This window comes from Neorhodopirellula pilleata, from assembly GCF_007859915.1.
Lineage (GTDB): Bacteria > Planctomycetota > Planctomycetia > Pirellulales > Pirellulaceae > Rhodopirellula > Rhodopirellula pilleata.
This window is the reverse complement of record NZ_SJPM01000032.1, coordinates 1-26512: the sequence shown is the minus strand read 5'-3', so window position 1 is coordinate 26512 and position 26512 is coordinate 1. Positions and strand designations below refer to the sequence as shown.

The 26512-nt window shown below is 55.8% G+C and carries 18 protein-coding genes; 10 read left to right on the top strand and 8 right to left on the bottom strand.

Annotated elements, in window-relative coordinates; translation table 11 throughout:
- Nucleotides 1-252 precede the first annotated feature (252 nt).
- The 3 genes from Pla100_RS32040 to Pla100_RS28920 form a co-directional block, all read right to left on the bottom strand.
- On the bottom strand, nucleotides 253-6357 hold the full coding sequence (locus Pla100_RS32040; protein WP_231603761.1) for a dockerin type I domain-containing protein: 6105 nt from the start codon (nucleotides 6355-6357) through the stop codon (nucleotides 253-255).
- 317 nt (nucleotides 6358-6674) lie between these two features.
- The gene (locus Pla100_RS28925) at nucleotides 6675-8426 is read right to left on the bottom strand and encodes a hypothetical protein (protein WP_146582642.1); all 1752 of its coding nucleotides are present in this window, start codon (nucleotides 8424-8426) and stop codon (nucleotides 6675-6677) included.
- Nucleotides 8423-9202 (bottom strand): ABC transporter ATP-binding protein, encoded by a 780-nt coding sequence (locus Pla100_RS28920; RefSeq protein WP_146582639.1) that lies wholly within the window; start codon nucleotides 9200-9202, stop codon nucleotides 8423-8425. The genes Pla100_RS28925 and Pla100_RS28920 overlap by 4 nt, the downstream gene beginning before the upstream one ends.
- Nucleotides 9203-9572: 370 nt before the next feature.
- Here Pla100_RS28920 and Pla100_RS28915 point away from each other — a divergent pair, with 370 nt between their 5' ends.
- Nucleotides 9573-10262, top strand: coding sequence for a 3-keto-disaccharide hydrolase (locus Pla100_RS28915; RefSeq protein WP_146582637.1), 690 nt, complete (start codon nucleotides 9573-9575; stop codon nucleotides 10260-10262).
- On the opposite strand, the gene Pla100_RS28910 is transcribed toward Pla100_RS28915, so the two are convergent.
- The 4 genes from Pla100_RS28910 to Pla100_RS28895 form a co-directional block, all read right to left on the bottom strand.
- Complete coding sequence (locus tag Pla100_RS28910) at nucleotides 10231-11034, bottom strand: exodeoxyribonuclease III (RefSeq protein ID WP_231603760.1); 804 nt, start codon at nucleotides 11032-11034, stop codon at nucleotides 10231-10233. The genes Pla100_RS28915 and Pla100_RS28910 overlap by 32 nt on opposite strands.
- A gap of 9 nt (nucleotides 11035-11043) precedes the next feature.
- Complete coding sequence (locus tag Pla100_RS28905) at nucleotides 11044-11616, bottom strand: hypothetical protein (RefSeq protein ID WP_146582633.1); 573 nt, start codon at nucleotides 11614-11616, stop codon at nucleotides 11044-11046.
- Between the two features lie 345 nt (nucleotides 11617-11961).
- Nucleotides 11962-14217: a sulfatase-like hydrolase/transferase gene (locus tag Pla100_RS28900; protein WP_146582631.1), complete on the bottom strand. Its 2256-nt coding sequence runs from the start codon at nucleotides 14215-14217 to the stop codon at nucleotides 11962-11964.
- Nucleotides 14214-14894, bottom strand: coding sequence for a GntR family transcriptional regulator (locus Pla100_RS28895; protein ID WP_146582629.1), 681 nt, complete (start codon nucleotides 14892-14894; stop codon nucleotides 14214-14216). The genes Pla100_RS28900 and Pla100_RS28895 overlap by 4 nt, the downstream gene beginning before the upstream one ends.
- Before the next feature lie 206 nt (nucleotides 14895-15100).
- Here Pla100_RS28895 and Pla100_RS28890 point away from each other — a divergent pair, with 206 nt between their 5' ends.
- The 8 genes from Pla100_RS28890 (at nucleotide 15101) to Pla100_RS28855 (ending at nucleotide 24530) form a co-directional block, all read left to right on the top strand.
- Nucleotides 15101-15877, top strand: coding sequence for a hypothetical protein (locus Pla100_RS28890; RefSeq protein ID WP_146582627.1), 777 nt, complete (start codon nucleotides 15101-15103; stop codon nucleotides 15875-15877).
- Nucleotides 15878-15890: 13 nt separating this feature from the next.
- Nucleotides 15891-16646, top strand: a complete 756-nt coding sequence (locus Pla100_RS28885) for a uracil-DNA glycosylase family protein (protein ID WP_146582625.1) — start codon at nucleotides 15891-15893, stop codon at nucleotides 16644-16646.
- Between the two features lie 123 nt (nucleotides 16647-16769).
- Nucleotides 16770-17264, top strand: a complete 495-nt coding sequence (locus tag Pla100_RS28880) for a hypothetical protein (RefSeq protein WP_146582624.1) — start codon at nucleotides 16770-16772, stop codon at nucleotides 17262-17264.
- A gap of 15 nt (nucleotides 17265-17279) precedes the next feature.
- Nucleotides 17280-19598 (top strand): multiheme c-type cytochrome, encoded by a 2319-nt coding sequence (locus Pla100_RS28875; RefSeq protein ID WP_146582622.1) that lies wholly within the window; start codon nucleotides 17280-17282, stop codon nucleotides 19596-19598.
- Between the two features lie 33 nt (nucleotides 19599-19631).
- Nucleotides 19632-20702: a mannose-1-phosphate guanylyltransferase gene (locus Pla100_RS28870; RefSeq protein ID WP_146582620.1), complete on the top strand. Its 1071-nt coding sequence runs from the start codon at nucleotides 19632-19634 to the stop codon at nucleotides 20700-20702.
- 768 nt (nucleotides 20703-21470) lie between these two features.
- Nucleotides 21471-21956, top strand: a complete 486-nt coding sequence (rsfS, locus tag Pla100_RS28865; protein WP_231603759.1) for a ribosome silencing factor — start codon at nucleotides 21471-21473, stop codon at nucleotides 21954-21956.
- A 47-nt stretch (nucleotides 21957-22003) separates the two neighbouring features.
- Complete coding sequence (argS, locus tag Pla100_RS28860; protein WP_146582646.1) at nucleotides 22004-24019, top strand: arginine--tRNA ligase; 2016 nt, start codon at nucleotides 22004-22006, stop codon at nucleotides 24017-24019.
- A 124-nt stretch (nucleotides 24020-24143) separates the two neighbouring features.
- Complete coding sequence (locus Pla100_RS28855; RefSeq protein ID WP_146582618.1) at nucleotides 24144-24530, top strand: hypothetical protein; 387 nt, start codon at nucleotides 24144-24146, stop codon at nucleotides 24528-24530.
- Nucleotides 24531-24725: 195 nt separating this feature from the next.
- Here the strand turns inward: Pla100_RS28855 and Pla100_RS28850 are convergent, their stop codons facing one another.
- Complete coding sequence (locus tag Pla100_RS28850; RefSeq protein WP_146582616.1) at nucleotides 24726-25388, bottom strand: DUF502 domain-containing protein; 663 nt, start codon at nucleotides 25386-25388, stop codon at nucleotides 24726-24728.
- A 149-nt stretch (nucleotides 25389-25537) separates the two neighbouring features.
- Here Pla100_RS28850 and Pla100_RS28845 point away from each other — a divergent pair, with 149 nt between their 5' ends.
- Entirely contained in the window at nucleotides 25538-26329 is a 792-nt protein-coding gene (locus Pla100_RS28845) for a phosphatase PAP2 family protein (protein WP_231603758.1), read from the top strand.
- Nucleotides 26330-26512 lie beyond the last annotated feature (183 nt).

The following is a 26512-nucleotide window of genomic DNA, read 5'->3' as shown; positions in this document are numbered from 1 at the left end:
CGAGCGAATTACCAAGTGGTATGCCGCGCGAAACGAGCGTCAAACGGGAATCGATTGGCAGTTCACGACCGCAGACGCTCGGATCAAATTAAGACGCCTCTACCCGAAAATTGAGCTGCGATAGACTAGTAGGCTGGGTCGCAGCCGCTTCGGCGGAGACCCGGCATGGCCTCAGTTGGCAGTTGATTGAGAGATTACCGCTGGCGGCTCCCGATGCCGGGTGTTCGTCGTCAAAGCCCTCCTCCACCCAGCCTACGATTTGATTCGGAATCGATCGGCTTCGTCGCTGAGTTGTTCGAATAGGTCGTCGACGTCTTCGCTCCACATTGATTCGCTGAGCAACCCGGCGACCGGTTCTGCGGCGGCGGATTCACTGCGATTAATTTCATTGATCACCATCAGCGCGTCGATCGCGGTCACCCGGCCGTCCCCGTTCACGTCGGATCGGGATGAAGACGAACCAAACAAGGTCGGCTCGCCCGAACCGGTCGCACCTGTTTCCAATGCGTTCAATTCGTTGATAATCCGCAACGCGTCGATTGCAGTGATTCGGCCGTCGCCGTTGACATCGAGCAGCGGTTCTCCGCTCGGGTCGCCGGCAACCGGAACGGCATTGGGATCCGATATGCTTCGTTCGGTGGTTTCGAATTCCGGAATTGCTTCGCGAGGAATTCCGTCAAACGGTTCCAACTGTGGGTCACGTCCCACGAACGAGACATCATTGCCGTCGACGATCCGGGCTCGCAACCACGTCAAGACGTCCTTTTGAGCTCCGCCGTCACCGAGCACTTCGCAATTGCGAACGAAGTCGGCCCCGAGCTGAACGCAAATGTCGCCCGGCCGAACGCCCGCAGCTTGATTGCCTCCATCGAGAACATCTCCGTTATTCTCAAAATCTTGGTCACTATTAAAGTTTCGATCGGAGAACAAGACATCGTTGCCATCCTCGCCGAAGATAAGATCGATCCCCGGTCCGCCGGTGAGTAGATCCGATGAAGATCCACCCCGCAAAATGTCGTCGCCTTCATGCCCGTCGAGGACCGCGATCGCCGATGTCGAGTTAAAAATCTCGTCATTGCCGGCTCGACCATCGACGCGCATATTCTCCACATTGGCGATTTCGATCGGCTCGTGGTCCGCGTCACCAATCGGACCGACAGTGATCGAGTCGTCAGCATCGGTCCCCAGAATTTCCAAGCGGTCGGAACCCCCGTCGCTATCGAAACGAATCGCTTGGCGGCTTTGTTGGATTCCGTACGGGATTTGGCTCGTGATCGTGAGTATGTCGTTGCCGGAGCCGGTCCTGATTTCGAACAATTCGACCGCGATCGAATCGACGACTTCATTGCCGATCGTTGCTCGGCCGTCCTGCGTTGCGGGCATGGTCAAGGCAACCGGATTGGTCGTCGCTAGGACGCCAAAGCCGAGACCATCGATCGCATATCGAAGGTCCAATGAGTCGGTTGCATTGGCCGCGTTGACGAGAATCCGATCTCCGATCTCTTGACCACCAACGGTATCTTCGGAGACGCGATTGGACGCATCGATGCTGAGGCCTTCACTGAATTCACGCGTCGCAGGCGCATTGCCGCCACCATCGATCAGCAGTTCCCGCGTCCGCGCTACGGAATCCTGAGAGGGGTTTTGATTGGGATCGTCATTGAGACGGCGTAGGTATCCTTCGCTATCAGAGCCCGAGGCATTGAGCGTGAAGGTGTCGTTATCCCCACCGCCAAGTAACTCGACGACCGTTTCCAAGAAAACTTCATTGACGATGAACTCGTCGGCGTCGTCTTCTGCGTCGATCAGGATGACCGATCGCTCCAACCCCGTCGGTGTCGGAAACAAAACCGGAGCAGGTCCGCCGACAATGATTTGATCCGTTCCCGCTCCCGCTTTCACGTCAATTCCAGAATTGCCTCCACGATCGCGAATCGTGATTTCGTCATTCTGTGCACCCGACATCAGCTGAAGGATGCTTCGGTCTCCGGTATCATCGATGCCGATACGGTCACTTCCGTTTTCGGTACGAACGGTCAGCAAACTACTCAGTCCGGTCGTTTGCACGTTCACCGTGTCATTGCCATCGTTGGTGTCGAGGTCAACGATCCCCGATGCGGTGGTGTCCATGACGGTTACGGTATCGTTGCCTTGACCGGTTTCGATGTTCAACTCTTCAATCGTGGCGAACGTGATATTGTTGGTCGCCGCGCCACCGTGCTGGAATCGAGTCGCGTTCAATTCATAGGTGTTGTTCGATACGCTCGTGCGATCACTGATATTGACCACATCGCCGCGAATGTTCAGCAGATCGACCATTGAAGTTTCGCCCGGTGACCGACGCGCTTGCACCGTACTCGCTAAATCCGTCTGTGGATCGTGATCGCCACCGATAATGTTGATATCGCCTAATATCGCATCCAAGTTGCCATTCAATCCGGGTGCATTCGAGGAAATATTGAACGTGTCCGTTCCCGCTTCTCCGTCAGCGTTGATCACATTGTCGATGTCGGTGGATTGAATATTGAAGGTATCATTGCCGTCGCCGGACAAGATAGTGATCGGACCAAGGGTGTCATCGACGTATTGCAGCCGGTCGTTGTTGATGCGAATCTCGTTATCGCGAACGACGATCGTGTCGGCCGCATCGGTGCCGATCAAAGGACACAAATTTCCGCCAATGTTCGGCGCTAATGCGTTCGAAGGGGCCGCGAATGTGTTGTTCAGGATCGAGCCTTGAGGACGGAAGTAAGTCAAACCGCACTCGTTGTTTCCAGAGATGGTCGACAATGAAACATTCAATTCGCCCAAGTGATTGAAGGCACCACCACCCGATGCGTTGACACCGTCGGCGGTGTTATCGGTAAGTAAGACACCAATTAAATTAAGGACGCCCAGTTCATTGAACGCGCCGCCTCCGCCCTGTTGTGGATCCGTCGGGTCGTCGCCCATCGCGACGTTTTCAGTGATGTTGGTTCCGGTGACGGTCATCGTCGTGCCACTATTCCACAACCCACCGCCCTCTTCACCGGCGACATTGGATCGGAACGTGCCGCCCGTGATCGTCACCGAGGTGGTGCCCACGGCACTAAGTCCGCCTCCGTTACGAGCCGCTTCGTTGGAACCAACGAAGGTGCCTGTTATTGTTATGCCGCCGCCGACTGAAAAAATCCCGCCGCCGTTGCCGTCATTGGCCGTGGCCAAGTTATTCGTGATGGCGGCATCGGTGACATTGAGCATGCCTCCGATGTTGAACACACCGCCGCCTCCTTGATCGTCTGCAGCGTTATTGCTCGAACTGGCGGTGTTGCCCGTGATGTCCGTACCGCTGATCGTCATCGTGCCAGGACCGTTCCACAAACCGCCGCCTTCTTCAGCAGCGGTATTGTTTTCAAATGCACCCGCATTGACAACGGTATTGCTCATTCCACCACTGGCGTGGAGTCCACCACCGTTGATGCCAGCCGAGTTGGAGTTCACGTCGGTATCGGTCAAGGTCACGTTGCCGGCGTTGTTTTCGATGCCGCCACCGGCACGAGCCGTGGTGTTGGATGCGATCGTCGTGTCGTTGATGGTCAAGGTTCCAGCAACGGTCATCACTCCACCGCCGTTGCCGTTGTTGGCAGTCGCCAGATTGTTGCTAATCACGGCTGCGTCGATAGCGAGCGAGCCTCCATCGTTGAACACGCCACCGCCGCCTTGGTCGTTGTTGGTGTTATCGCCCGAGTTGGCGGTGTTGTTGAGAATTCGCGTGCCGTTGATGGTCATGGTTCCGGCACCATTCCACAAACCACCGCCCTCGTGTCCGGCGACATTGTTCTGAAAAAGTCCGCCGTTGATGGTCGTGACGCTGCCCGCGCCGCTGGCGTGCAATCCACCCCCGTTGATCGCAGCGGTGTTACCGGACGCGACCGCTGGACCGCCGACGGTTTCGTTGGTAATAGTGAGGTTCCCGTTGTTGTTTTCGATTCCCCCGCCCGCTCGTCCGGCCGCGTTGGATTGAATGGAACTGTCGTCGATCGTGACAACGCCGCCGACGGTCATCACGCCGCCGCCGTTACCTCGATTGGCCGTTGCATCGTTATTGGTGATGGTGGCATCGTTGATGTCCAATCTGCCGCCATCATTAAAAACTCCGCCGCCCCCTTGGTCGTTGCCGGCGTTGGAGGTCGAACTAGCCGTATTGTTGGTGATGGTCGCGGTGTTGATCGTCATCAAACCGCTTCCGTTCCAAATTCCGCCGCCTTCTTGCAACGCAGTGTTGTTGGTGAAGTTACTGTTGTTGATCGTCGTGACGCTTTGACCGCTGGTATGCAAACCTCCGCCGTTGATCTCGGCCGTGTTGTTGTCGAGGGTAACCGCCGTCAGTGTGACGTTGCCCGCGTTGTTTTCGATAGCGCCACCGGCACGATTAGCGGCATGGTTACTCAAAGAGACGTTTTCGAGGACTACGGTTCCGCCGACCGTCATCACGCCACCGCCATTGCCGAGATTCTCATTGGCAAGGTTTCCGGTGAAGACAGTGTTGTTGCGAATTGTTACGTTGCCGCCGTTGTTGAACACGCCGCCACCGCCTTGATCGATACCGCCACCGGCCGCTCGCGCGACGTTGTTTCGCATGATCACGTTATCAACGACCATCGTTCCGGTCGAACTGTTCCACAGTCCGCCGCCTTCTTCGCGGGCAAGGTTGCCCTGCACCAACCCACCCGCAACGGTCACCGTCGCCGTTGCCGATACATGCAGTCCGCCCCCGTTACCAGGATTCGGAGTCGTGGCCGTCGTGCCTTGTCCGTCGACGTCGTTGTTAAGCAATTGAAGATCGGTGAAGGTTGCGGTACCCGCGACGATTTCGATGCCGCCGCCGGCTCGGTTGGCGGAATTGTTTTGCACAATTGAGTTTTGCATCGTGATAATACCGGCGAGCGAGAACAAACCGCCACCACTGCCGGAGGTTCCGTCGGCTTGATTCCCCTGAATCGCCACGCTGTCGAGATTCAAGACGCCTGCGTCGTTGAATACGCCCCCGCCTCCGTTGTCGGCGGCGTTGCCGCTGGCGGTGTTGTTTTCAACCGTCGTGCCGGTGATCGACATCGTTCCCGATCCGTTCCACAAACCGCCGCCTTCGCTGGCGGCAGTGTTTTGATTGACCTCGCCACGAACGAAGGTCACATTTCCATTGCCGGTCACGTGCAAGCCACCGCCGTTTCCGGGGCCCGCCAAAGCATTGTTCGAATTCAAAATCACGTCGGTCAAGGTCGTCGGACCAGAACCAACGGCGATCTCGATCCCGCCGCCGGCGCGATTGGCATCGTTGTCGGTGATCGTCGCGCCGGTGATCGTTAACGTCCCGCTGCTGAAGATACCACCACCGCTGGCCCCGCCCACTGTCGCGGTGTTTCCGGAGATGGTGGTGGCTCCGGTGATGGTCAGGGCCGCGCCCGCATTGTAGATCCCGCCGCCGCCCTGGGTCGGAGCGACCGCGCCTGTGGCCGCGTTGTTTTGAATCAATACGGAGTCGAGTACGGCGGTGGTGATCGCCGACGTCGAGTTGTTGATCAGGACACCGCCACCGATGTCGGCGGTATTGCCTGAGATCTCACCGCCGTTGATCGAAATGGTTTCGAGTTCGCTGAGCGTTAAACCTCGGGCGGGCGTGTTGATCAGATTGACGTTGCTGAGCATCAACACATCATCGGCCGAGTCGCCTCCATCGATGATCAATGACGCGGCGTATCCGTTATCCAAGGTGGACACGCTGATGATGTCGGTGCCTACTCCGGCATTGATCGTCAATGAACCGGTCGGGTTGACGAACGCGACGCTTTCGCCGAGCGTGGAATCGATGAAGTTCAGTCCGTTGTTCGCATCACCGTCGTCGGCCAAGGTGATCGTTTCACTTCCGCCGTTGAACGTGAAGACTCGATCGATCGCGTTGAGGTTATCGACGATCGGTTCCAACCCCGTATAGGTGATCGTCGAGGTCGACGCACCGTTGATAATTTCGATCGTCCCATCGTTCGCGTTGGTGAATTGATGGTTGACCCGATCAACGCTTCCAGGTCCGGCGATCAATTCCAACGCATCGCCGCCAATGGCGGATTGGCCGTTGCCATTGAACTCGATCGGTAGCCCGATATCACCCCCGGTGTAATCGATCGTGAGCAAATCGTCCTCGCCCGAGCCGATTAAACGTAAAGAGTCGATCGTCGAGGCGTCTTGCCGCAATAACTCACCGGCGACGCTACCCGTAACGACGACCTCACTTCCATCTCGAACAACACGCAGATTTTCACCCGTTGCTGAGGCGAAAATATCGGTCGCGAGCAACCGGCGTTGTTCGAGGGATTCGAACAATCGGCGGCGTTTGGTCGGGCCGGAGTTACGGGCGTTTTTTGACGAAGAGGCGTTCCACCAAGAACGAAGCGAACGGGCGTGGGGTTTCATGATGTCGGACGCGATGATGGAGCAAGACGATTAACCAGACGAATAGACCAGACGCGGATGAATCTTGGACCCCTCCCGCGAGGTTGCAGTCTAGTTCGATCGCGCCGCAACGCTAGGCTTTGTCTGAAAAGCGTGACCGGCGAAAAAGTGCGTCACAGGCAAATAATGCGTGTTTGCATTTAGAGAATTGACATCAGATAGAGCGTTTTAGGGCGTATTTGGGCCGATCACGCTTCATTGGGGATGTCGTCAACCGGATTGAATCGCGACCAACAACGATCACAGGCGAGCAACGTCAATCCGGCCAATATCCAGAACCCAACGACACTGCCGACCGGAATCACGACCGCGCTGACGCTAGGGGGAAAGACCGCCACGCAGGCAAGCGATCCCAGGTACAGCAAGACCGGAAACAGCGCAAGAACCAATCCTTTCCAGAGGAAAGTCACCTTTGCCCGAATCACCATCGCGATGCCTTGATCATGGATGTGATGAGGAAAGGCCAGAAACAACGCGTTTTCGGTAGCGAACGTCATCAGTGCCAGAGCCGGCAAGGCGGCGGCGAGCCATACGACCTGACCGATCGGGGGTGCAGCGATTGCATAAGCGGCGGCCAGCGTGATCCATTGAAAGAGACTCGTGACCAAAACGGGAACGGCGAGCATCCCGATACAACAACTCAAAGACGATATCGGAAATGATTTCAACAACCACATTCGCTTGAGGTCGCGTCGGAAGTCGATTTGAAGCGCCGGCGGTGCGAGCAGCAGGGTACTCAAGGCGATCCCACCGACGACGAAGATCCATTGCTTGGTCGCTTGTTCAGCAAAGTCGGGATCACCTGTAAACAGCGGCGAAAGCGACACTGCCATGGGGATCGCGAAACTGACCAGCACGTTAAACCGGTATCGAACGAGGCAATGCCATTGCCGCAATACGAGTGCGGATATCGGGTGAGCTTGAACGCCTCGTCGCTCCATGAAGTGAGCGCGTTGGACACTCGCCGATGACGTTCGGCTACGCCTAGGTCGGCTTGTCAACTTGCGAAGCATGGACTGTTCGTTGGCATGTCGGCGATCGAGCGACCATTGATCCAGTGCCGCGTAGGACCATAGCAATGATCCCAAAGATGCGGACGCTACCAGGAACAGGATTGCGCAGTGGACCGGCAACCAGGACGCGGGAATGACGGCGGCCGCCCATGCAAATGGACGGCTTACCGCAAGATGCGAGGCGGCCTGAAGAGGGAAGGCCAAAATCTGCACCGGCCCGCTCATGGCGAAATCGGCGACGACGCCAATTCCTGACGCCATGTATTGGCCGGGATCACTTCCGACCGGAGTGGAGTTCCATGTTTCCAGAGCCCACTGCGCGGTCAACGCGAGTGCGACCAAAACACCGGCAAACCGAACGACCAATCGCTCGCGTGAATTCAACGCGTCGATCACTTGGCTGACCATTCGGCGAATCCACTCCAGGGTGAATAGGGCCGCAAACACGCCGATCCATAAACAGACCAAGCTGGGAACATCACGGTAAAGCACCACACATAGCAGTGACGTCTTCATCGCCGTCGCGGGGATCAAACGAACAACATCATGAAGCGAGACGACTTGACGAGGGATCGGTCCTCCGCCGATCCAAAGTCCGAATGCGGCCGTCGCCGGATCACCCGACAATCGTCCGTCGGGAGGACTGGCGAAGAGATACTTGAGCCCGTGATAGATGGTGTAGACCACCATGCCACCGGACAGCCATAGTTGCAATCGCTCAGGGGCGACGGTATCGCGGCGTGCCAGAATGGTCAGACCGACGAGCAAATAAAGAATGATAAAGCCGACCGCCAGGACAATCCCGATAGCTTGTCGGGGCGAGCGAATCCGCTCTCGGAAACGATGGAATCGATGGATCGCGCGAGTGGTTTCCAGGTCCCAAAGGGTTTCGATCGAATGTTTCCAATTCGGAGACGGTGCGATCATCCGACCGCAGCCAATTCAGGTTCAGCGATTCTGGTCGGGGTTGTTTCGGAAGCAACCGCAGGATCGTCATTCATTGCCGCAAAGAACGCTTGCTCGAGCGTCGCAGCTGCGGGGTAAGATTTTCGCAAACATTGAGTGGTGCCGTGAAATCGCACACTGCCTCGATTCATCATCCAAACTTGGTCACAAACGTCACCGATCATCGCGAGCAAGTGACTGGAAATGATCACCGTCCGACCGGCCCGCGCGTATTGGGTAATCGAATCGAGCAACACGCGAATTCCGGGAGGATCCAGGCCGGTGAGTGGTTCGTCGAGTAGCAGCAATGGTGGCGAGATCAGATAGGCGCACGCGATAGCAAGTTTTTGACGCATACCGCGCGACAAGGCAGTGACGCGAGCATCGTATTTCGGCATCAGATCGAAACGATCCAGCAGATCAAATGCAGCCGGACGGTGATCACGGATTCGATAAAGCTGCGCAACAAAATCGAGATGTTGCCCGACGGTTAGGTCGTCAAATAGCGGCGGGTCATCGGGAACGTATGCGACGTTCTGTTTCAGACGGACTTCGTCCGTGACCGGATTGATGCCATCGACGTGAATTTCACCTGCGGTGGGGCGGATCAGACCGGCTAGGCAACGTAACGTTGTCGTCTTTCCTGCGCCGTTGGGGCCAACGAGTCCGCAAACCACGCCCGTCGGAATCGTAACGCTGACGCCGTTGACGGCGAGCGTATCATCGTAGAGCTTTTGAAGGTTTCGGATTTCGATCATGTTGGTATCGCCAGCGAAGTGAAAGGCATTCAAACGCTAGCCCAAGACCCAAGTGGCGATGGACGTCCACCACGATAATCGGGACGCCTAGCCGTTTTTTGGTAAAGCTTTCATTCGATTGTGAGGGTTGTCGGGATAGTTCCGGATTCGCATGGAGAGGCAGAATTTTCGGTTTATCGATCGGCCAATACGCAGGCAAGTGATGTTCCTAGGTGACGGCCCGGCTGAAGCTTCGGGCCATCCTCTCGTCAGGGCGTCAAACTAGTTAGAATGCTGTCGATTGCGACAACCCTTTCCCGAACCCACGAGAACCCACGTGACCCGATTTCTGCAAAAACCTTCAGCTTTAGCGTTCCCACTATTCACTTTCATGATGGCACTTTCGGTCCATTCGCCTTTCGCCACGCTCGGCGACGAAACAGTTCGCTCGCTCGAAGGCGGCGAGCAGACGGTCCTTTTCGACGGCAAGTCCCTCGAGGGATGGCGGGGACGTGATGACCTTTGGCGGGTCGAAGACGGCATGATCGTCGGTCGTACTACCGACGAAGATCCGATCGCCGAGAATACATTTTTGATCTTCAACGAACCGATCGAAGGGGACTTCGAATTGACGTTGCAGTTCAAACTCGAAGGCGGCAATTCGGGAATTCAGTACCGTAGCGTCGTAGTCGATGAGGACAAGTTTGTTGTTTCGGGGTATCAAGCAGATATCGACTCAACGAACAAGTTTGCCGGGATCTTGTACGAGGAAAAAGGTCGAGGCATTTTGGCCAAACGTGGCGAGTTTGTCACGATCGGTGAGGATGGTAAGAAGTCCGTCGAAAAGTTCGCCGATCACGACGCGCTGGCCAACACGATTCATTCAGGACAATGGAATGACTATCGAGTCGTCGTCCGTGGCAATCAGCTGGAACAATTCATCAACGAAACCAAGATGATCCAGCTGATCGACAACCAAACCGACAAGGCTCGCGACTCAGGTGTGATCGCACTGCAACTGCACCGCGGTCCCGCGATGACGGCGCGATTCAAGAACGTGACGATTCGCCGGTGGAAGTAACCACAGTTATCGGCATGATGTCCAGTTCGACCGGGCAGTGATCCGACCCCATGATGTCGGGTCGGATCCTCGCACCGGTGACCTGCGGCATGAATCGCTTGGCGACCCAAAAGTAATCTAAACGCCATCCGATGTTTCGCTCGCGTGCGTCGCTGCGATACGTCCACCACGAGTAGTGCCCCGGGCCGGTTTCGAATTGTCGAAACGAATCGACGAAACCGGCCGACTCGATAGCATCGAGGCCGGCACGCTCCTCATCGGTGAAGCCCGCGTTCTTTCGGTTGGCTTTCGGATTGGCCAAATCGATTTCGTGGTGCGAACAATTCAAATCGCCACAAAAGATTACCGGCTTACGGCGATTGAGTTTTCGCACGTGGGCCAAGAACGCGGCATCCCAAACCTGACGATACGCCAATCGAGTAAGACCACGCTGCGAGTTAGGCGTATAAACGTTGACTAAGTGAAAATCGTCAAACGTCGCCGTGATGACTCTGCCTTCGGTATCGTGTTCGGCAAAACCAATTCCGGTTTGGTGTTTTCGGATCGGTAGCTTGGACCAAATCGATGTACCACTATAGCCTTTTTTCGTCGCCGAACACCACAACTGCGTATATCCCAGATCGTCGGCCCAAACGGTATCGACCTGCTCCGGGGTTGCCTTGGTTTCTTGCAGACAAACGATCGCTGGTGTTTCGGATTCGATATAGCGTCGGAAGCCTTTGTCCATCGCCGCTCGGACACCGTTGACGTTCCACGAAACCAGTCGCAGCATGTTCATGAATCAGTATGCCAACGGCTGCTTCGGCCCGTTAACGCGGCGTGGTTGAAAGATCGGTTTATGGCCAGGCTGGACCGCCATGCGTGGTTGGGCGAGACGAGGCGAGTTGGAGCCGGAGCCGACGACTTCTTCGCTGATGATTTCGCCATCGGAGTACTCACCATAGGAATGAATCTCGCCTTCTTGATAGCCGTCATGGTAGCCGCCATGAGTGGTTCCATGCCCGCAACTTCCCGAGTCGCATCCGCCATCACATCCGCCGCCGTCGTCGACGCACTTGTAGCCCCACAGGCTCTTAACACCCGCAAAGACACCCCGGCACTTTCCACAAGATTGTCCGTTGTAGTTGCCACAGCAATCGCACGGATCGCAGCAATCGGGCGGGTGATTGATCCAAGGGTCGATATAAAGTTCCCCACATCCGCCGCAGTTTCCGCAGCCATCATCACAAGTGCCGCACGCGGTGGTGCCGCATGCGCTACCGCACCCACCGGGTTGCCACATCGGTCCGCAACAACCGACCGAAAGCAGCATCATCGCGGCGGATAAAAAAGTGAGTTTCACGGCGTGGGTCATCGTGGACATCCCTGTCACGTTGGCGAAGAATCCAGGCTGGACACCTCGCGGCAACCCAACCTAACCGGCCCGGCTCGCAAAACGAGAAAAGGCCACGCAATGGTTATCGTCCGCATAATCGGCAAACTTTACCCAAACCGCGAAGAGAAATTCCGCGACTAGTGCTTCGTCAAACCCTAAAATTAGGGTTAGTGAAGTGAGCCGACGGCGCTAGCCGCGGGCATTGCTCAACGCCCGACGCTAGCGCGTTCGGCTCACCCTAAAATTAGATTTTGATGAAGCACTAGGTAAGCGTTCGGAAATAACTTCCAGATTTCCTAACCCGACGCGTCACGGCTTGTTGTTTCAACGCTCTCCGTACACAGGCGGCTTCCAATCCTTGGGCAGTTTCGCTTGCGGGCGCACGCCATAGGCATCGGCGGGAATCGGATGGTCGTCGGGTTTCAACAACGGCAAGTCATCCGGCAAGTGCTTGATTTGAAAATCCTTGTATTGAATCTTCATCGCCGGTCCGACGTGAACTTGGACCGCGAGAACACCTTCCAACACGCGACCGTTTGGATCCAGGTCGATCAAATCCGCCGTGGGATGACCGTCAATCCAATGTTGATGATGATTGCCCTGAACCAAGACGCGATAATCATGCCATTGATCCGGTTCGAATTCTTTCACCGGCATGGTGCCAACGACCCAGCACGATCCGTCGGTGTCGACGATTACTTTCTCGCCTGTATGCGAGAGGATGCGACGTCCTTTCTCTTCGTACAGCATTCCATTGTACTGCGGTGTGTTGGCCACCACGTCGCATTGATAACCTGTCACAACGTCCAATCCTAAATCGGGTCGTGAAGTGCCTCGGTATTGAATCCCGCTGTTACCTCCGGCGGTGACTTTCACCTTGACCCGCAGATCAAAGTTGCGAATCGTTGTTGGTGTCCACGTAATGAAACGATTCATCTTAAGTGAGCCATCGGTGACGCCGGTCAATGCGCCGTCTTCGACCGACCAATACTTCGGATCGCCTTCCCAACCGTTTAGGTTCTTGCCATTGAATACTTGGACAAAACCGTCTTTGCCGGCGCGACCGGCGACGGCCGCCGACGCGACCGGATGCGGCTCGGTCGACGCACTGAAGTTGCCCTCGAGTGGTTCCAAGGGGCCGCCAAGTTCGGCAACCTGCTCATCGGTTTTGGCCCGCATCATCGCCAGCGTTTCGGCGTACTTCGGATCGTCGGCGAGGTTGGTGCGTTCATCTGGATCGGATTGCAGATCGTGCAAGAACTCGGTGTTTTGATGGTCGATGTATCGTGCGTACTTAAACTGTTTGCTGCGGATACCTTCGAACGCTGGAATGCGATTGCGAACGGCAAAGTGTTCGTGAAACGTTTCGGTTCGCCAATCATCCGGTACTCTCTCGTTCTGGACGATCGGACTCAGGCTGCGACCTTGATATCGCGCGGGGACTTCGGCATCGGCCCAGTCTAAAAACGTTGCGGGAAGGTCCAGGTTCAACGCGAGTGCATCGGAGACTTTGCCACGCTGGGCTTGCGATAACCTCGGATCGGCGATGATCAAAGGCACTCGTAGTGCGTCGTCAAAATGCGACCACTTGCCCGCCAACCCACGGTTGCCCATGTAGTAGCCGTTATCGGCGGAGTAAACGATGATCGTGTTGTCAGCCAAGCCTGCCTTTTCCAGTTCCGCCATAAATCGGCCGATGTTCGCATCGATCCCCGAAACCATTCGGTAGTAGGCCCGCATGTTGGTTTCATACTTTTGTTTCGTGTTCCAACGCCAAAAATAACGTTCGCGATTAATCGTAGTCTTCAGGAACGAAGGAAGTGATTCGAAGATCGCGGGGTCGTCGAGTCGCGGTGGGTCGATCGTGGCAGTTTCATATAAAGAATCGGCTACACCGGCGTCTTCGGATCGCGGCCACGGAAAGTGCCCGATACCGGGCCGGCGATCGCCGTCTTCGGCATGACAGGCATTGAACCACATGTTCAGTGCGAAGGGTTTCGATTTGTCGTGGCGTTGCAAGAAGTCGATGCCCCGATCGACGATGAGTTCCGTTTCATGGCGCAGACTTCCATCGGGTTGCCGCTTGTAATAAGGATTGCGACCGATCGCTTCGAATTCATCGAAATGTTCATCAGGCCGGTAGCCTTTGGGCATTTTGGCGTGCCACTTTCCGAAGTATCCGGTGCGGTATCCTTCCTCGCGAAGCAAATCGGAATACAACGTTTCGACCGCTTCGGGTTTCGCGAGCTCATGATTTCCTGGGGTACCGTACGTACGACCGGTTAATCCCGAAAGGATGGTCGTGCGACTGACCCAGCAGATCGCTTGGCTGACGAACGCGTTTTCAAACCGCACGCCGCGTCGCGCAAGCGCATCGATGTTGGGTGTTTGTACTACGGGATTGCCGTAGCAACCCAGCGTGCTGGTGGTTTGATCGTCGGTAAAGAAGAAAACGATATTCGGCGGCGGTCGGTCGGCCGATTCGTGCTCGCGTTCAGCAGCGGTAGTCACGGGCGAAATGACCGATCCGCTCGCGACGATCAGAACAAAATTGAAAATCAGAAAGAAATATCGGTTCATGGGGAATGCAATGCTTTGAGAGAAAGGCTCAAACCTTTGGTAACATGGTCGAAAGCGGCTTGATGGGCCGCCTTCGGGTCGTGGGAGATGATTGCGTCGAGAATTTTCTGATGGTCTTCGCACGTGCTCAGCATAATGTCTGCGTCGTGCTGATGTCGGCGAATCCCGAAGACTTGGGTCAACACGTGAGACTGCGTGGCCGTCCGTACCAAAGCGCGGTTATTGGACCCCTCGATGACCGCGATGTGGAACGCATGATCGGCTTGATTGAACCGGGCAGTCAATCGCTTGTCGGCCAGTTCAGACTTCGTCGACCGTTGCTGGTCGGTCAGATCCCGCATCATCCCCAAATGCATCTGAATCGCGGCGAGTTGTTCGTGGCTGGCACGCTCAGCCGCCAGCGCCGCCGTGTGCGGTTCGATCAGCTGCCGGACTTCGTACAGTTCTTTGAGCTCGGAAACATCGATCGAACGCACAACCGCTCCGATTTGCGGGACGAGGTCGACGAATCCTTCTTTGGCCAACTGCCCGGCGGCTTCACGAACGGGCGTCGCGCTAACGCCAATTTCCTTTCCGATCGGGCCGTAGAGCAGACGGGTTCCCGGTTCAAAATCGCCGGAAACCAGCTTTTGACGCAGGTGTTGATAGGCGCGGCTCGCGTTCGTTTCGGGCTTCATGAGAGCGGGGCTAGAAGAAGAGGGGCCGATAGGCGAGACTGTTTGGGGCGGCGATGAGAGTTTTTAGAGCCTAACCGAAAAGGGGTCTGACCCTCTCTGGCGTTACCAGAAAAACAACGAATATCGAATCGCCTCCAAAGGGTCAGACCCCTTTTCGGATCGGCTCATAGTGTAAACCAATTGCGTTTTGGATGGCATCAGTGCGAATGGAAAACTTACCCAGTGGTTTGCGACTACGCGACGACTGCATCGTCGAAACGATCGCGAAGTTGCAACGCCGGATCAGCGAGCGATTTCCTGATAGCGGATTGTGCCAGCTATGTGGCGATTTGCTGTTAATCGCCCGGCAAGCGTCCGAGCGGTCGCGAGCGATCGACCGACCGATCCTTTGGATTCGTGTCTCAGGTTATGCGATGGCGGTCGCGCTGATTTCGCTGCTGTTTTGGGTTTTTGTGACTTGGGTGCGTCCCTCCACCGACGAATTGGCCGAAAATAGCATCTCGATTTCGGACTTCCTTTCCACGATCGAAGCGGTGACCAATGAAATCGTTCTCCTGGGCGCGGGGTTGTACTTTTTAATCTCGTTGGAGACGCGAATCAAACGCAAACGAGCCCTGTCCGCCGTCCATGAGCTTCGAGCGATCTGTCATATCATTGACATGCACCAATTGACGAAAGATCCCGAGCGGGTTCTCAAAATCTGGCAAAACACCGCCAACTCGCCACGACACAATATGACGGCGTTGCAGTTGAACCGCTATTTGGACTACTGCACGGAGATGCTTTCGTTGACGGGGAAAATTGCGGCGTTATACGTCCGAGGTTTTGACGACGCCGCCTCGGTCGCCGCCGTCAGCGATGTGGAACAACTCAGCACCGGTTTGTCACGCAAGATTTGGCAGAAGATCATGATCCTCAATCAGTCCATTAGCGATACGTCGGCGAGCCTCGCCCCGGTTGAGTCGATCCCCGATCCCTCGTGATACGTGTCTAGTCATGTCAACTCAAGCGAATATTGTTTCGGTTCGCCAAAAACTCATTGCGGCCGCCGATCGTTTGCGGGCGGCGATGAACGAGTTGGAGTTTGGCGATCCGGTCACTCACATCTACAATCCGCTCGACTACGCCTGGCGATTACATCTCCAGTACCTCGAACAGGCTTCACCGACCGCCGAGGTCTTGCTGTTGGGAATGAATCCTGGCCCCTGGGGTATGGCGCAAACCGGCGTCCCGTTCGGTGAAGTCGCGGCCGTTCGGGATTGGATGGGGATCACAGGCGAAGTCGATGGCGTCGATCCTGAACACCCCAAGCGTCCCATCGAAGGACTCGCGTGTGAACGCAGCGAGGTCAGTGGCCGACGATTGTGGGGACTCATGCAGGAGCGTTTCGTTGAACCGTCGGTGTTCTTCCAAAAACATCTGGTGGTCAACTATTGCCCGCTTGTGTTCATGGAAGCGAGCGGTCGTAATCGCACGCCAGACAAGTTGTCCGCCGGTGAGCGTGCAGCCATCCAGGTCCATTGCGATCAACATCTGCAAGAGGTCATCGAAACCATCCCTTGGAAACATCTCATCGGAGTTGGTGCCTACGCGGAGGCTTGTTTCGAACGTGTTCTTCAATGCGTTGACGCACCAAAGAAACGGGAAATGACCCTATCGAAAATCCTGCATCCGAGCCCCGCATCTCCGGCGGCGAACCGAGATTGGGCAGGCACCGTTATCCGCCAAATGCAGCAATGCGGTGCTTGGTGAGCGCGGAATGACGGCATTTCCCCTTACCCCGAGAACGAGGCTGCTGATTCTCATTGAAATGCCCTATACTTGGCATCCGTTCGCTGGAACGAATCGAGATCCCTTGCCGTCGGAGCGACGTTTATGAAGAAACTGACCGGATTCGCGTTGCTCATTCTTGCCACCAATCAAGCTTGGTCGGAACCCCCGCCGCCATTGCCAAGCGAATATCCGCCGCCCACCGAGGTGCCCGCAAACGCACCCGAAAGTGATCCTGCGGCGGAACGGATTCGGGAGGCTTTGCAAAGCGGCCGGACGGCACCGACGCCCGGCTTGCTCGGCGACGTTCTGGATGTGATTCGTGAAAAAGGGAGTATCCTTGACGGGTCGATCCTCGATCCGCGAATGGAGGCGGAAGCCGCTGCTCAAGAACAGTCTCCGAATCCGAACCGACGACCTCCCGGAGACCTCAGCATGATCCAGAACGCTTCCGAAACCGTAAGGACGGCAGAGTTGTTGTTGCGGTCGGCGCGACGGTTGGAAAAAGTGGCCGATGGTGACGACCGGTGTGCTCGTTTGATTCACCAGATGCGTGTCCAGGCGACGAGCATGTTAGCCGATTTATACCTCTCCCCTTAATCAACTCAGAACGTTTTGCCTTTCCCTCCCGTCAAGATTCCGCGCCGGACCTGGTTGCTGATTCCCGTCCTGTTCATCGCCGGGGCAGTTTTTGCCGATTACTGGCGGAGTTACCCCAGCGATGTCGTTCCCACCTATGTCGGCCGGGATGCTTGCGCGGATTGTCATGCGACCGAAACCGCCGCCTTCACCGGCTCGCATCACGACCTGGCCATGGATCTCGCGACCGACGAAACGGTCTTGGGCGACTTCAACGACGTGACCTTTGAGCACGACGGATTGCAGAATCGCTTGTTTCGCAATGGCGAGAAATTCATGGTCCACACCGAAGGGCCCGACGGAAAAATGCGAGACTTCGAAGTCAAATACGTCTTCGGCGTCGATCCGTTGCAACAATACATGGTCGAGTTCGACCGTCCCACCGATGCCAAAGACGATGAAATCGGACGCGTTCAAGTATTACGGATAAGTTGGGATACTCAAAACAAACGTTGGTTTTATCTGCGTCCGCCCGATGTGCCTGAAAAGTTGGAACCCGGCGATCCGCTGCACTGGACCGGTGTGGCGCAGCGATGGCAAACGATGTGCGCCGAATGTCATTCGACCAACCTGCAACGGAACTTCGATGTCTCGACACAGAAATACCACACGACGTTCTCGGAGATCGACGTTAGTTGCGAAGCCTGTCACGGCCCCGCCAGCCTGCACGTCGAAATGGCCCGCGGGAATTCATTATTTTGGGATCGTCATCGAGGGTTCGGGTTGACCAAACTCAAGGGCGAGGACTCTCATCCGCAACTTGAAACCTGCGCGCCATGTCATTCCCGACGCGGCGTGCTCGACGGCTCATTTCATGGTGGCAACGCTTATCACGATCACTTCAACTTAGAATTGCTGCGTGAGGACACCTATCACGCCGATGGCCAGATCAAAGACGAGGTCTATGTTTATGGCTCGTTCTTGCAAAGCAAAATGTATCATAAGGGGATCCGGTGCAGCGATTGCCATGATCCGCACTCGTTGAAACTGAAGCACCCTGGCAACGAAACGTGTACGTCATGTCATCAACACCCCTCCGGCAAGTACGACACTCCGTCTCACCACCATCACGCCGTCGGCAGCGAAGGTGCCCAGTGCGTCAATTGCCACATGCCAAATACGACTTACATGGAAGTCGACGCGCGTCGGGATCATAGTTTTCGAATTCCACGTCCCGATCTTTCCGTCACACTTGGTACGCCTAACGCGTGCAGCAGTTGCCACGTCAAAGATCAAATCGAATCCATATCGGTGGCGAAGCGAGATCGATTGACACTCTATCAAGATTGGTTGCAGGCGGCTGAACAAGGTGACCGCGAGGTCGCCGATGCGATCACCAAGACGGATCAATGGTGCGACGACGCATGCGAGAAATGGTACGGAACCGAACGTCAAAAGCCAACGCATTTTGCTGAAGCGTTGACCGCGTTGAGAACCGACGATCGGGCCGGCGTCGAGCAGGCGTTGAGATTGATCGTCCGCGACGAATCGCTCGCGCCGGTGATTGCGAGAGCGACCGCGCTGGACGAATTGATCAGCCGTGGTCATCGCGAAGGCACGGCGGCGGCGAAACAATTGATCGAACAAAACGCGACATCCGAACCGATCGAACCGATTCTACTGGCGTCAGCGGCGAGGGCGATGAGCGTGGCGTCACCGAGCGTCGCCAAGTCCGCTCTGTTGCCGCTACTAAAGAATCCCTCACGCCTGGTACGCAGCGAGGCGGCGAAAGCGTTAGTCGCCTCGGGCGGCTATCAAACGATGGTTGGCACCGCAGCACGCGAAGTCGACGAGGTGCTCGACGACGTCAAAGACGAACTGATGTACGCGTCCGACCGCGCCGGCTCCCACATGGCTTGGGCCATGCTTAGCGAACAACGAGGCGATTATGTCGAGGCGATCACCGCGTACCAAAACGCCATCGCCGTGGAACCCGAGATGACCGGTGCGCGGACCAACCTGGCGGCGCTGCTCGATAGTCTTGTCGAAGCATCCCAAAGAGACCAAAACGCCGCCAAAATCTTATCCGAAATCGACAAGATGCTAGGAAAGACGGCTAATGCCCAAGACTGGATCGCCCGTCTGAGAGCCGAAGAACTGCCTCTGCTCAAACGCGATGCCGCCCTCGCATCGGACAACGCCGCCATCCAATATCGGTTCGGCTTGGCCTTATATCTCGCCGGTGATTTAACCGGAGCCCAAAAACAGCTACAACACGCCGCCGAGCTAGCCCCCGAAGTCCAAGATTTTCAAACCGCGTTAAGACTACTCAACGAAAAACTAAACGAACAATAACCTCTTCACTCTTCACTCTTCACTCTTCACCAAATGCTCCACGCGATCATCATGGCCGGCGGCAGCGGCACCCGGTTCTGGCCGGCCTCCCGCAAGGCCAAGCCGAAACAACTTCTCGCCCTCTCGGGTACTCGTACGATGATCCAAGCGACTTGCGATCGCTTGAACACTTGCGTGCCCTCCGAAAGGATCAGTGTGATCACCGCCGAGTCGCTCGTTGATCCGATCGCCGAACAATTACCGGAACTTCGCAAGGCGTCGGTTATCGGCGAGCCCTGCCGTCGCGACACCGCTCCGTGTGTTGGTTTGGCGGCGGCATTGGTGGCGGCCGTCGACCCGGACGGCGTGATGTTGGTCTGCCCTTCGGACCACGTGATCCTCGATCACGATCGATTTGCCGACGCGGTTCGGCGAGGCGAAGCCGTCATTGCAGACAATCCCGAAGCGATCATCACCTTCGGCATCCGTCCGTCCTATCCGGCTGAATCATTCGGCTATATCCAACAAGGATCGGCGATCGAGGGACATGATGCATTTTCCGTCGAATGCTTTCGCGAAAAACCAGATCGAGAAACGGCTGAAAAATACGTCGCCGAAGGCAACTATCTATGGAACAGCGGTATCTTCTTATGGAAAGCCCAAACGATCCTGGATGCGTTGCAACGGCATGAACCTGCCATGCACGAACACCTATCTAACATCGCCCAAGCGATCGGCTCGAGTTCGTTTACCGAGACCTTGGCGACCGAGTTCGCCGCCATCGAAGGCAAGTCGATCGACTACGCGGTCATGGAACGCCACGATCAAGTCGTCGTGATTGAGGCTCCTTTTGACTGGGACGATGTCGGATCTTGGCAAGCGGTCGGTCGCCTGCAACCGCTCGATGATGCCGGAAATGCCGTGACGGGAAACCACATCGGAATTGATTCCAAGAACTGCATCATCGCGAGCGAACCGGGACACACGATCGTGACGATCGATACCGAAGATTTAATCGTCGTGCAAACGAGGGACGCGACGTTGGTCGCACCGCGTTCGAGCGAGGAACGTGTCCGCGAAGTGGTGGCTGAATTGCAAAAACGCGGTCTGCACGATTTGATGTAATTGCCAACTTCCCATTCTAGCGCTTCATCCACACTTGACTTTAGGGTGTCAGCAACGTGGCTCGACGGTCCTCCGTCGAGAATCACGGCGGGGACCGCCGTGCCACAATATGGCAATCCGAACTTAACGTTCGAACAAGACCTAGTGCTTTGTCTAGATTCAACTTTAGGGTTGGCAACATTAGCCGTTTGGGCGCTAGGGGCGTGTTGATTTAATCGTAACCCGAAGCGTGAGCGAGGGATTCATCACCATTAAGTCCTTTGTATGTATCCCTCGCTCACGCTTCGGGTTTCGATGAAGACTAAATCAACAGCCCGCTAGCCCCGGTTTTTGCGACGGAACCGTGGCTAGCGCCAAAACGGCTAATCTTAAAATTGAAGTTGGACAAAGCACCAGGGACTTTTCCCCGTTGCTCCCTCTGGCCCAAGACAGATACAAGCCCGACGCTTGCATACAAGCCCGACGCTCGCATACAAGCCCGACGGCCGAGCGAGGGACAAACCGGTTGGGAACCACCCTCGCTCGCGCGTTTTGAAGTTGCACTTTTGCCTGTGGCGTTGGTTTTTAGTAACCCGCTGCGTAAGCGAGGGATGAGTCAATATCTAGTATCCCTCGCTTACGCAGCGGGTTGCGAAAAGAGTGTAACTTCAAAACTTGCGCGTCGGGCTCGTCAGGAGTGCTTCCCGGATCTACGGGTACGAGAAACCGATCCGGTGCGATACACTGCGCATGTTTGCACACCCATCCCCTTCCTGAAGTACCCGTAGATTGTCCGAACAGCCCCCCGAAAATACGTCCGCAGGCGCGACCAACGCGTCGAGTAGGTCCGCCAAGAAGTTCAACCCGATGGAGCAGCCCAGTCGGGCGATCCGTCCTCACGGCATCGAAGACGCACGAAAACTGGCGACCGAGGCGGCTCGCGTTGCCATCGAAAACAACGGTCAAAATGTGCTGGTGCTCGACGTCAGCGGTCAATCCGCCGAATTCGATTTCTTTGTCATTTCCACCGGAACGAGCCGCCGGCAACTGCACGCGATCAGCGAACAGATCGACGACGCCCTCGAAAAAGGACTCGGCGACTATCGGATGGGGATCGAAGGTTATCAAGAAAGTAGTTGGATCGTGCTCGATTACGGCAGCCTCGTCGTTCACCTGTTTGATGAAGAAACCCGTGAGTATTACGACCTCGAATCGTTATGGGCCGACGGCAAGCGAATCCCTCTGGAAGACCTTGGCTTGACACCTAACGATTGAGCCATCGCCCCCCGGACGAACCCACATCACTTTCCGACACGACTCCGATGAACCTATCCGCGCTGCTTCGCGACCGTTTCTTTGATGCCATTGCCGAATTGACCGAACATGCCGACGAGTATGCAGGAATGGTACGACCTGCCGCCGATCCGCAATTCGGCGACTATCAATCCAACGCGGCCATGCCGCTTGCCAAACGTCTCAGCCGACCGCCACGCGATGTCGCCCTAGCGATTGTCGAAAAGCTGCAACTCGACGACATCTGCGAAACGCCCGAGGTCGCCGGTCCCGGCTTCATCAACTTGAAACTCAAGGAATCATTCCTCAATCGAACCTTATGCGGCATGATCGGTGACGAACGGGTCGGTGTCGGCACGGTGGCCAACCCTTCGAAAATAGTCATCGACTATTCGTCACCCAACGTTGCCAAACCGATGCACGTCGGGCACATCCGCAGTACCGTGATCGGTGATGCCCTTTCGCGATTGCACCGCTTCGTCGGCCATGAAGTGATTACCGACAATCACCTCGGTGACTGGGGGACTCAGTTCGGTATCATCATCTACGGCTACAAACATTTCGGCGATCCCGATCAAGTAGCCGCCAATCCGGTGCCTGAGCTCTCAAGCCTTTACCGGCTAACCAATCAACTGATCGAGTACAGCAAAGCGAAAGCAAGTCTAGAAGGATTGCAAGCGAAGTTGGTCGACGCCAAAGCGGCGGCGGAGGTCGAAGCACTTGCCGCCGACGCTGCCCTTGAAGACGACAAGGTTTCCGCCAAAGACAAGAAAAAAGCACAGAAGTCCGCCGATGCCGCAACCCGCCGAGTCGCATCGGTAGAATCGGAAATCGCATCGGCGCTAGCGAAAATCGCAGCCGTCGATTCCGATCCGATGTTGGCTCAGTGCGCCGCCGAACATCCCGACGTGGCCGATGCGGTGTTGCTGGAAACCGCCAAATTGCATCAAGGCGATCCGGAAAACAGGGCTCTATGGGAGAAATTCCTGCCCCACTGTAAAGATGAAATCAATCGAATTTACGATCGTTTGGACGTCACGTTTGATCATACGCTCGGCGAAAGCTTTTACCATGATCGCCTGCCCGGCGTTGTCGAAACGCTCGATCGACTCGGCCTGACGACTAAAAGCGATGGCGCTGTTTGTGTGTTTTTGGACAGTTTCGATAGTCCGATGATCATTCAAAAACGAGACGGCGCTTATCTGTATGCAACAACGGACTTGGCGACATTGCAATATCGTCACGAAGTCTTTGGTGCCGAAGAGATTTTGTACGTGGTGGATTCTCGCCAAAGCGAACACTTCGAGAAATTCTTCCGCATGGCCGAGCCTATGGGAATGAAAGGCATCAAACTCGTTCACGTTAGCTTTGGAACCGTTTTAGGCATCGATGGACGGCCGATGAAAACCCGCAGCGGTTCACTGATCGGCTTGGAAAGTTTGCTCGACGAGGCCGTCGCGGCAGCCAAGGCGGTCGCATGCGACCCCGAGCGTCTCGCGAATATGAGTCCGCCCATGGACGAGTCTGAACAAAACCTCATCGCCGAAGTCGTCGGCACCGGCGCGATCAAATACGCCGACCTCTCGCATCATCGCACCAGCGACTACCGTTTTGATGTCCAAAAGATGGTCGCAATGGAAGGAAATACCGCAACTTATATTCAGTATTCTTATGCGCGAACGCAGAGCATTCTACGACGAGTGGCCGCCGAATTGGATGTCGACGACCTTTCTCGGTGGGCCGTTTCGACCACCGACACTACTAATCTGAAATTGACCGAACCCGCCGAACGCGCACTCGCCATTGCATTGATTCGGTTCGAAGAGGCGATTAACGGATCAATCGCAGCCTACGCTCCGAATCAAATGTGTGACTATTTGTATGAAACGGCAAAGACCTACAGCACGTTCAATGAGTCGTGTCGGGTGTTAGGAAATACAGACCCGATTGTTCTTCAGACACGGGTGGCTCTGGTATATCTAACCGGTGTTGTGCTTCAACAAGGCCTAGAACTTCTTAATATCGGGGTCGTTGAGAGGATGTAACGGATTGACAAACCGTGTCGTTTGCCTATTTTAGCCATCACACAATACTTATCACGACAGCTAAATTCGAATTGACACAATTCACTATGAATGGTGCTGTCCGTCACAGATGGATGAAAAAAACATGGCCAAGAAGAAAAACGGTGTGAACAAGTCCTTAGAGATTCGTGAATACTACTCCGCGAATCCTAAAGCGAAGCCGCTTGAAGTGGTTGCCGCGATGAAAGAAAAGGGCATCGATGTGAATGCTCAGTTTGTCAGCACCGTGAAGTCGAACGCGAAGAAAAAGAAAACCGTTCGCCGAAGCGCTCCCGCCGCGACTGCTTCCAAGAAAGCCGCTCCGGCCAAAAAGCCAGGACGCAAACCAGGACGTAAACCCGCCGCTGCCAAAACCGCTGGTGGTGAAGTCAGCTTCGACTCCTTGATCAAGGCCAAACAATTGATCGAAGAGATGGGCGGCGTGGACAATGCACGTACTGCACTATCGGCCTACGAACAGTTAGTCGGCTGAACGGATAGGCTCTAAGTGGCATAGGCTTCCAGCCTGTGGAAGCAAATACACAGGCAGGAAGCCTATGCCACTTTTTAATCCGGCAGTGAATGTTCACGCGATGCTTGCCTTCGTATCGGCGTTGGGTTCGTCGGCAAGCGAACATCACGCGAGCCTCGACGCCGATGTCCAAACCGTTTCAGCTACCGCGACCGATCACCGTTCGACTTTAACGCCTTGATGGACAGATTCGCCACGCAAGATGGCTTGCGTGTCGGACCCAAGTTTCTCGAAAGCTCCGAGCACATCGGGGAATGGCGAGCCGATCATTTCAACGCGATCGGCGGTTGTGTAGATCACGGTTCCTGACCAAGGATCAGGGGAACCGGGCAGGTATAACGTGACCAGCTCGATGTCGGGTTCGTTCAGGTCATTCGCTCGCTCGACCTCGAACGCCAACCTTGAGTATCCGTCCAACCTGACCTTTACCGGCTTGAGTCGGTTTTTCGCGATGTCACCACCGATGTTTCCGCTAAGTTGTTCTTTGAAAATCGCGTAGCGAGGGAACATCATCAACAGGTACTTCTCGACCCATCCGGTGAATTGCCGGGCCACGGATCTGCTTGCCAAAATTCCGGCGATGAAACACGCCAGAACGATCAACAGGACGGCAATCGCGAAGATCATCGCGTAGCCGGTGACGTGATTGATCCCCAGGTATTGCTGGGCGAGCGGCTGGATCTGGACGGCCACCGCAAAGATGACCTGGGCGATTTGTCCCAGAAAAAACAACAACACGACGAGCGGCAGCAAGAAAAAGATGCCGCCGATCGCGGTGGCTCGCAGGAACGACAGTTGTCCGAGTACGTGATCTTTCATGATTGGATGCGTTACCAAAAAGAGTCGAAGAGCGAAACATCAGAATTTCACAGGATGGTCTTTCGGCGATTCACCGAGAATTGATACCAAGCCAACATTGAATGCCTTTCCTTGATCGTTTTGCCGATCTCTCTGCCGAGGAAAATCCCTTGGACCGCCCTCTGATGCCCGCCGCGCCGCACGACGCCACGACGGTTTACCGTCCGATCACGCTGTTTTATATGGCCGCGATTACCGCGTTGTTGGTTCCGGTGCTCACCCTGATCGATGCGCCCGTTTCGGCTTATCTGGATTCCTCCGACCTACCTCGAGATTTTACGTCGGCGTTGGAATTGTCACTGGTGTTCTCACACGGCACGGGCGTGTTCCTGGTGCTGATGGCAATTTTCATGTTGGCTCCACGGTTGCGTTGGCAGGTACCGCGCTTGGCCGCCTTAGCGCTCGGTGGGGGCGCGCTGGCGACGATAACCAAAATGTTCGTACTGCGTCCGCGTCCCAGCCAATTGGATCTCGAATACGCCGGGCATCAGTCAGCGTGGCTGTGGGCGATCGATTGGGATTTGAGTGAGATCGCGACGTTTGACGCGAGTATCCGCGCCTTCCCGAGCGGGAACGTGGTCACCGCGACGGCGTTAACGATCGGGTTGTGGATACTCCTGCCGCGAGGAAGGGTGCTCTTCGCCACCATCTGGGCTGGCGTGCTGATGCAACGACTCGGTACGGGAACGCACTTTGTCAGCGACTTATGTGGCGGAGTTGCCATCGGGTTGTTGTGGTCGTTTGTCTGTTATCACCCTAAACTGATGGGCACACTGTTTGATCGCATGGCCCCGGAACCACGGCGGAAACGTCGTGGCGTCGAAACCCCGATTGTCACCGATCACGTGATGAAGGCCGACATTCCTCAAAATACCGACATGCAAGAGCGCCGCGCCGCCTAGTGCTTCGTCTAGATTCAACTTTAGGGTTGGCAATATTAGCCGTTTGGGCGCTAGCGTGGCCTGCTAAAAGTTTGGGGTTGCGGCGGCAATGCGATTGCGCAAGTTTAGTTCCTCGGAGCTAATACCGAGATCTTCTTTTCTGGCGGTGTGAACTCCTGGCTTGAGTTGTTCCCACTTCCATGC

Excerpts from the sequence above, each read along its gene's own strand:
- Pla100_RS28925 (WP_146582642.1), bottom strand. The coding sequence starts at position 8,426 with ATGATCGCACCGTCTCCGAATTGGAAACATTCGATCGAAACCCTTTGG.
- Pla100_RS28920 (WP_146582639.1), bottom strand. The coding sequence starts at position 9,202 with ATGATCGAAATCCGAAACCTTCAAAAGCTCTACGATGATACGCTCGCC.
- Pla100_RS28915 (WP_146582637.1), top strand. The coding sequence starts at position 9,573 with ATGATGGCACTTTCGGTCCATTCGCCTTTCGCCACGCTCGGCGACGAA.
- Pla100_RS28910 (WP_231603760.1), bottom strand. The coding sequence starts at position 11,034 with ATGCTGCGACTGGTTTCGTGGAACGTCAACGGTGTCCGAGCGGCGATG.
- Pla100_RS28905 (WP_146582633.1), bottom strand. The coding sequence starts at position 11,616 with ATGACCCACGCCGTGAAACTCACTTTTTTATCCGCCGCGATGATGCTG.
- Pla100_RS28900 (WP_146582631.1), bottom strand. The coding sequence starts at position 14,217 with ATGAACCGATATTTCTTTCTGATTTTCAATTTTGTTCTGATCGTCGCG.
- Pla100_RS28895 (WP_146582629.1), bottom strand. The coding sequence starts at position 14,894 with ATGAAGCCCGAAACGAACGCGAGCCGCGCCTATCAACACCTGCGTCAA.
- Pla100_RS28890 (WP_146582627.1), top strand. The coding sequence starts at position 15,101 with ATGGAAAACTTACCCAGTGGTTTGCGACTACGCGACGACTGCATCGTC.
- Pla100_RS28885 (WP_146582625.1), top strand. The coding sequence starts at position 15,891 with ATGTCAACTCAAGCGAATATTGTTTCGGTTCGCCAAAAACTCATTGCG.
- Pla100_RS28880 (WP_146582624.1), top strand. The coding sequence starts at position 16,770 with ATGAAGAAACTGACCGGATTCGCGTTGCTCATTCTTGCCACCAATCAA.
- Pla100_RS28870 (WP_146582620.1), top strand. The coding sequence starts at position 19,632 with ATGCTCCACGCGATCATCATGGCCGGCGGCAGCGGCACCCGGTTCTGG.
- argS (WP_146582646.1), top strand. The coding sequence starts at position 22,004 with ATGAACCTATCCGCGCTGCTTCGCGACCGTTTCTTTGATGCCATTGCC.
- Pla100_RS28855 (WP_146582618.1), top strand. The coding sequence starts at position 24,144 with ATGGCCAAGAAGAAAAACGGTGTGAACAAGTCCTTAGAGATTCGTGAA.
- Pla100_RS28850 (WP_146582616.1), bottom strand. The coding sequence starts at position 25,388 with ATGAAAGATCACGTACTCGGACAACTGTCGTTCCTGCGAGCCACCGCG.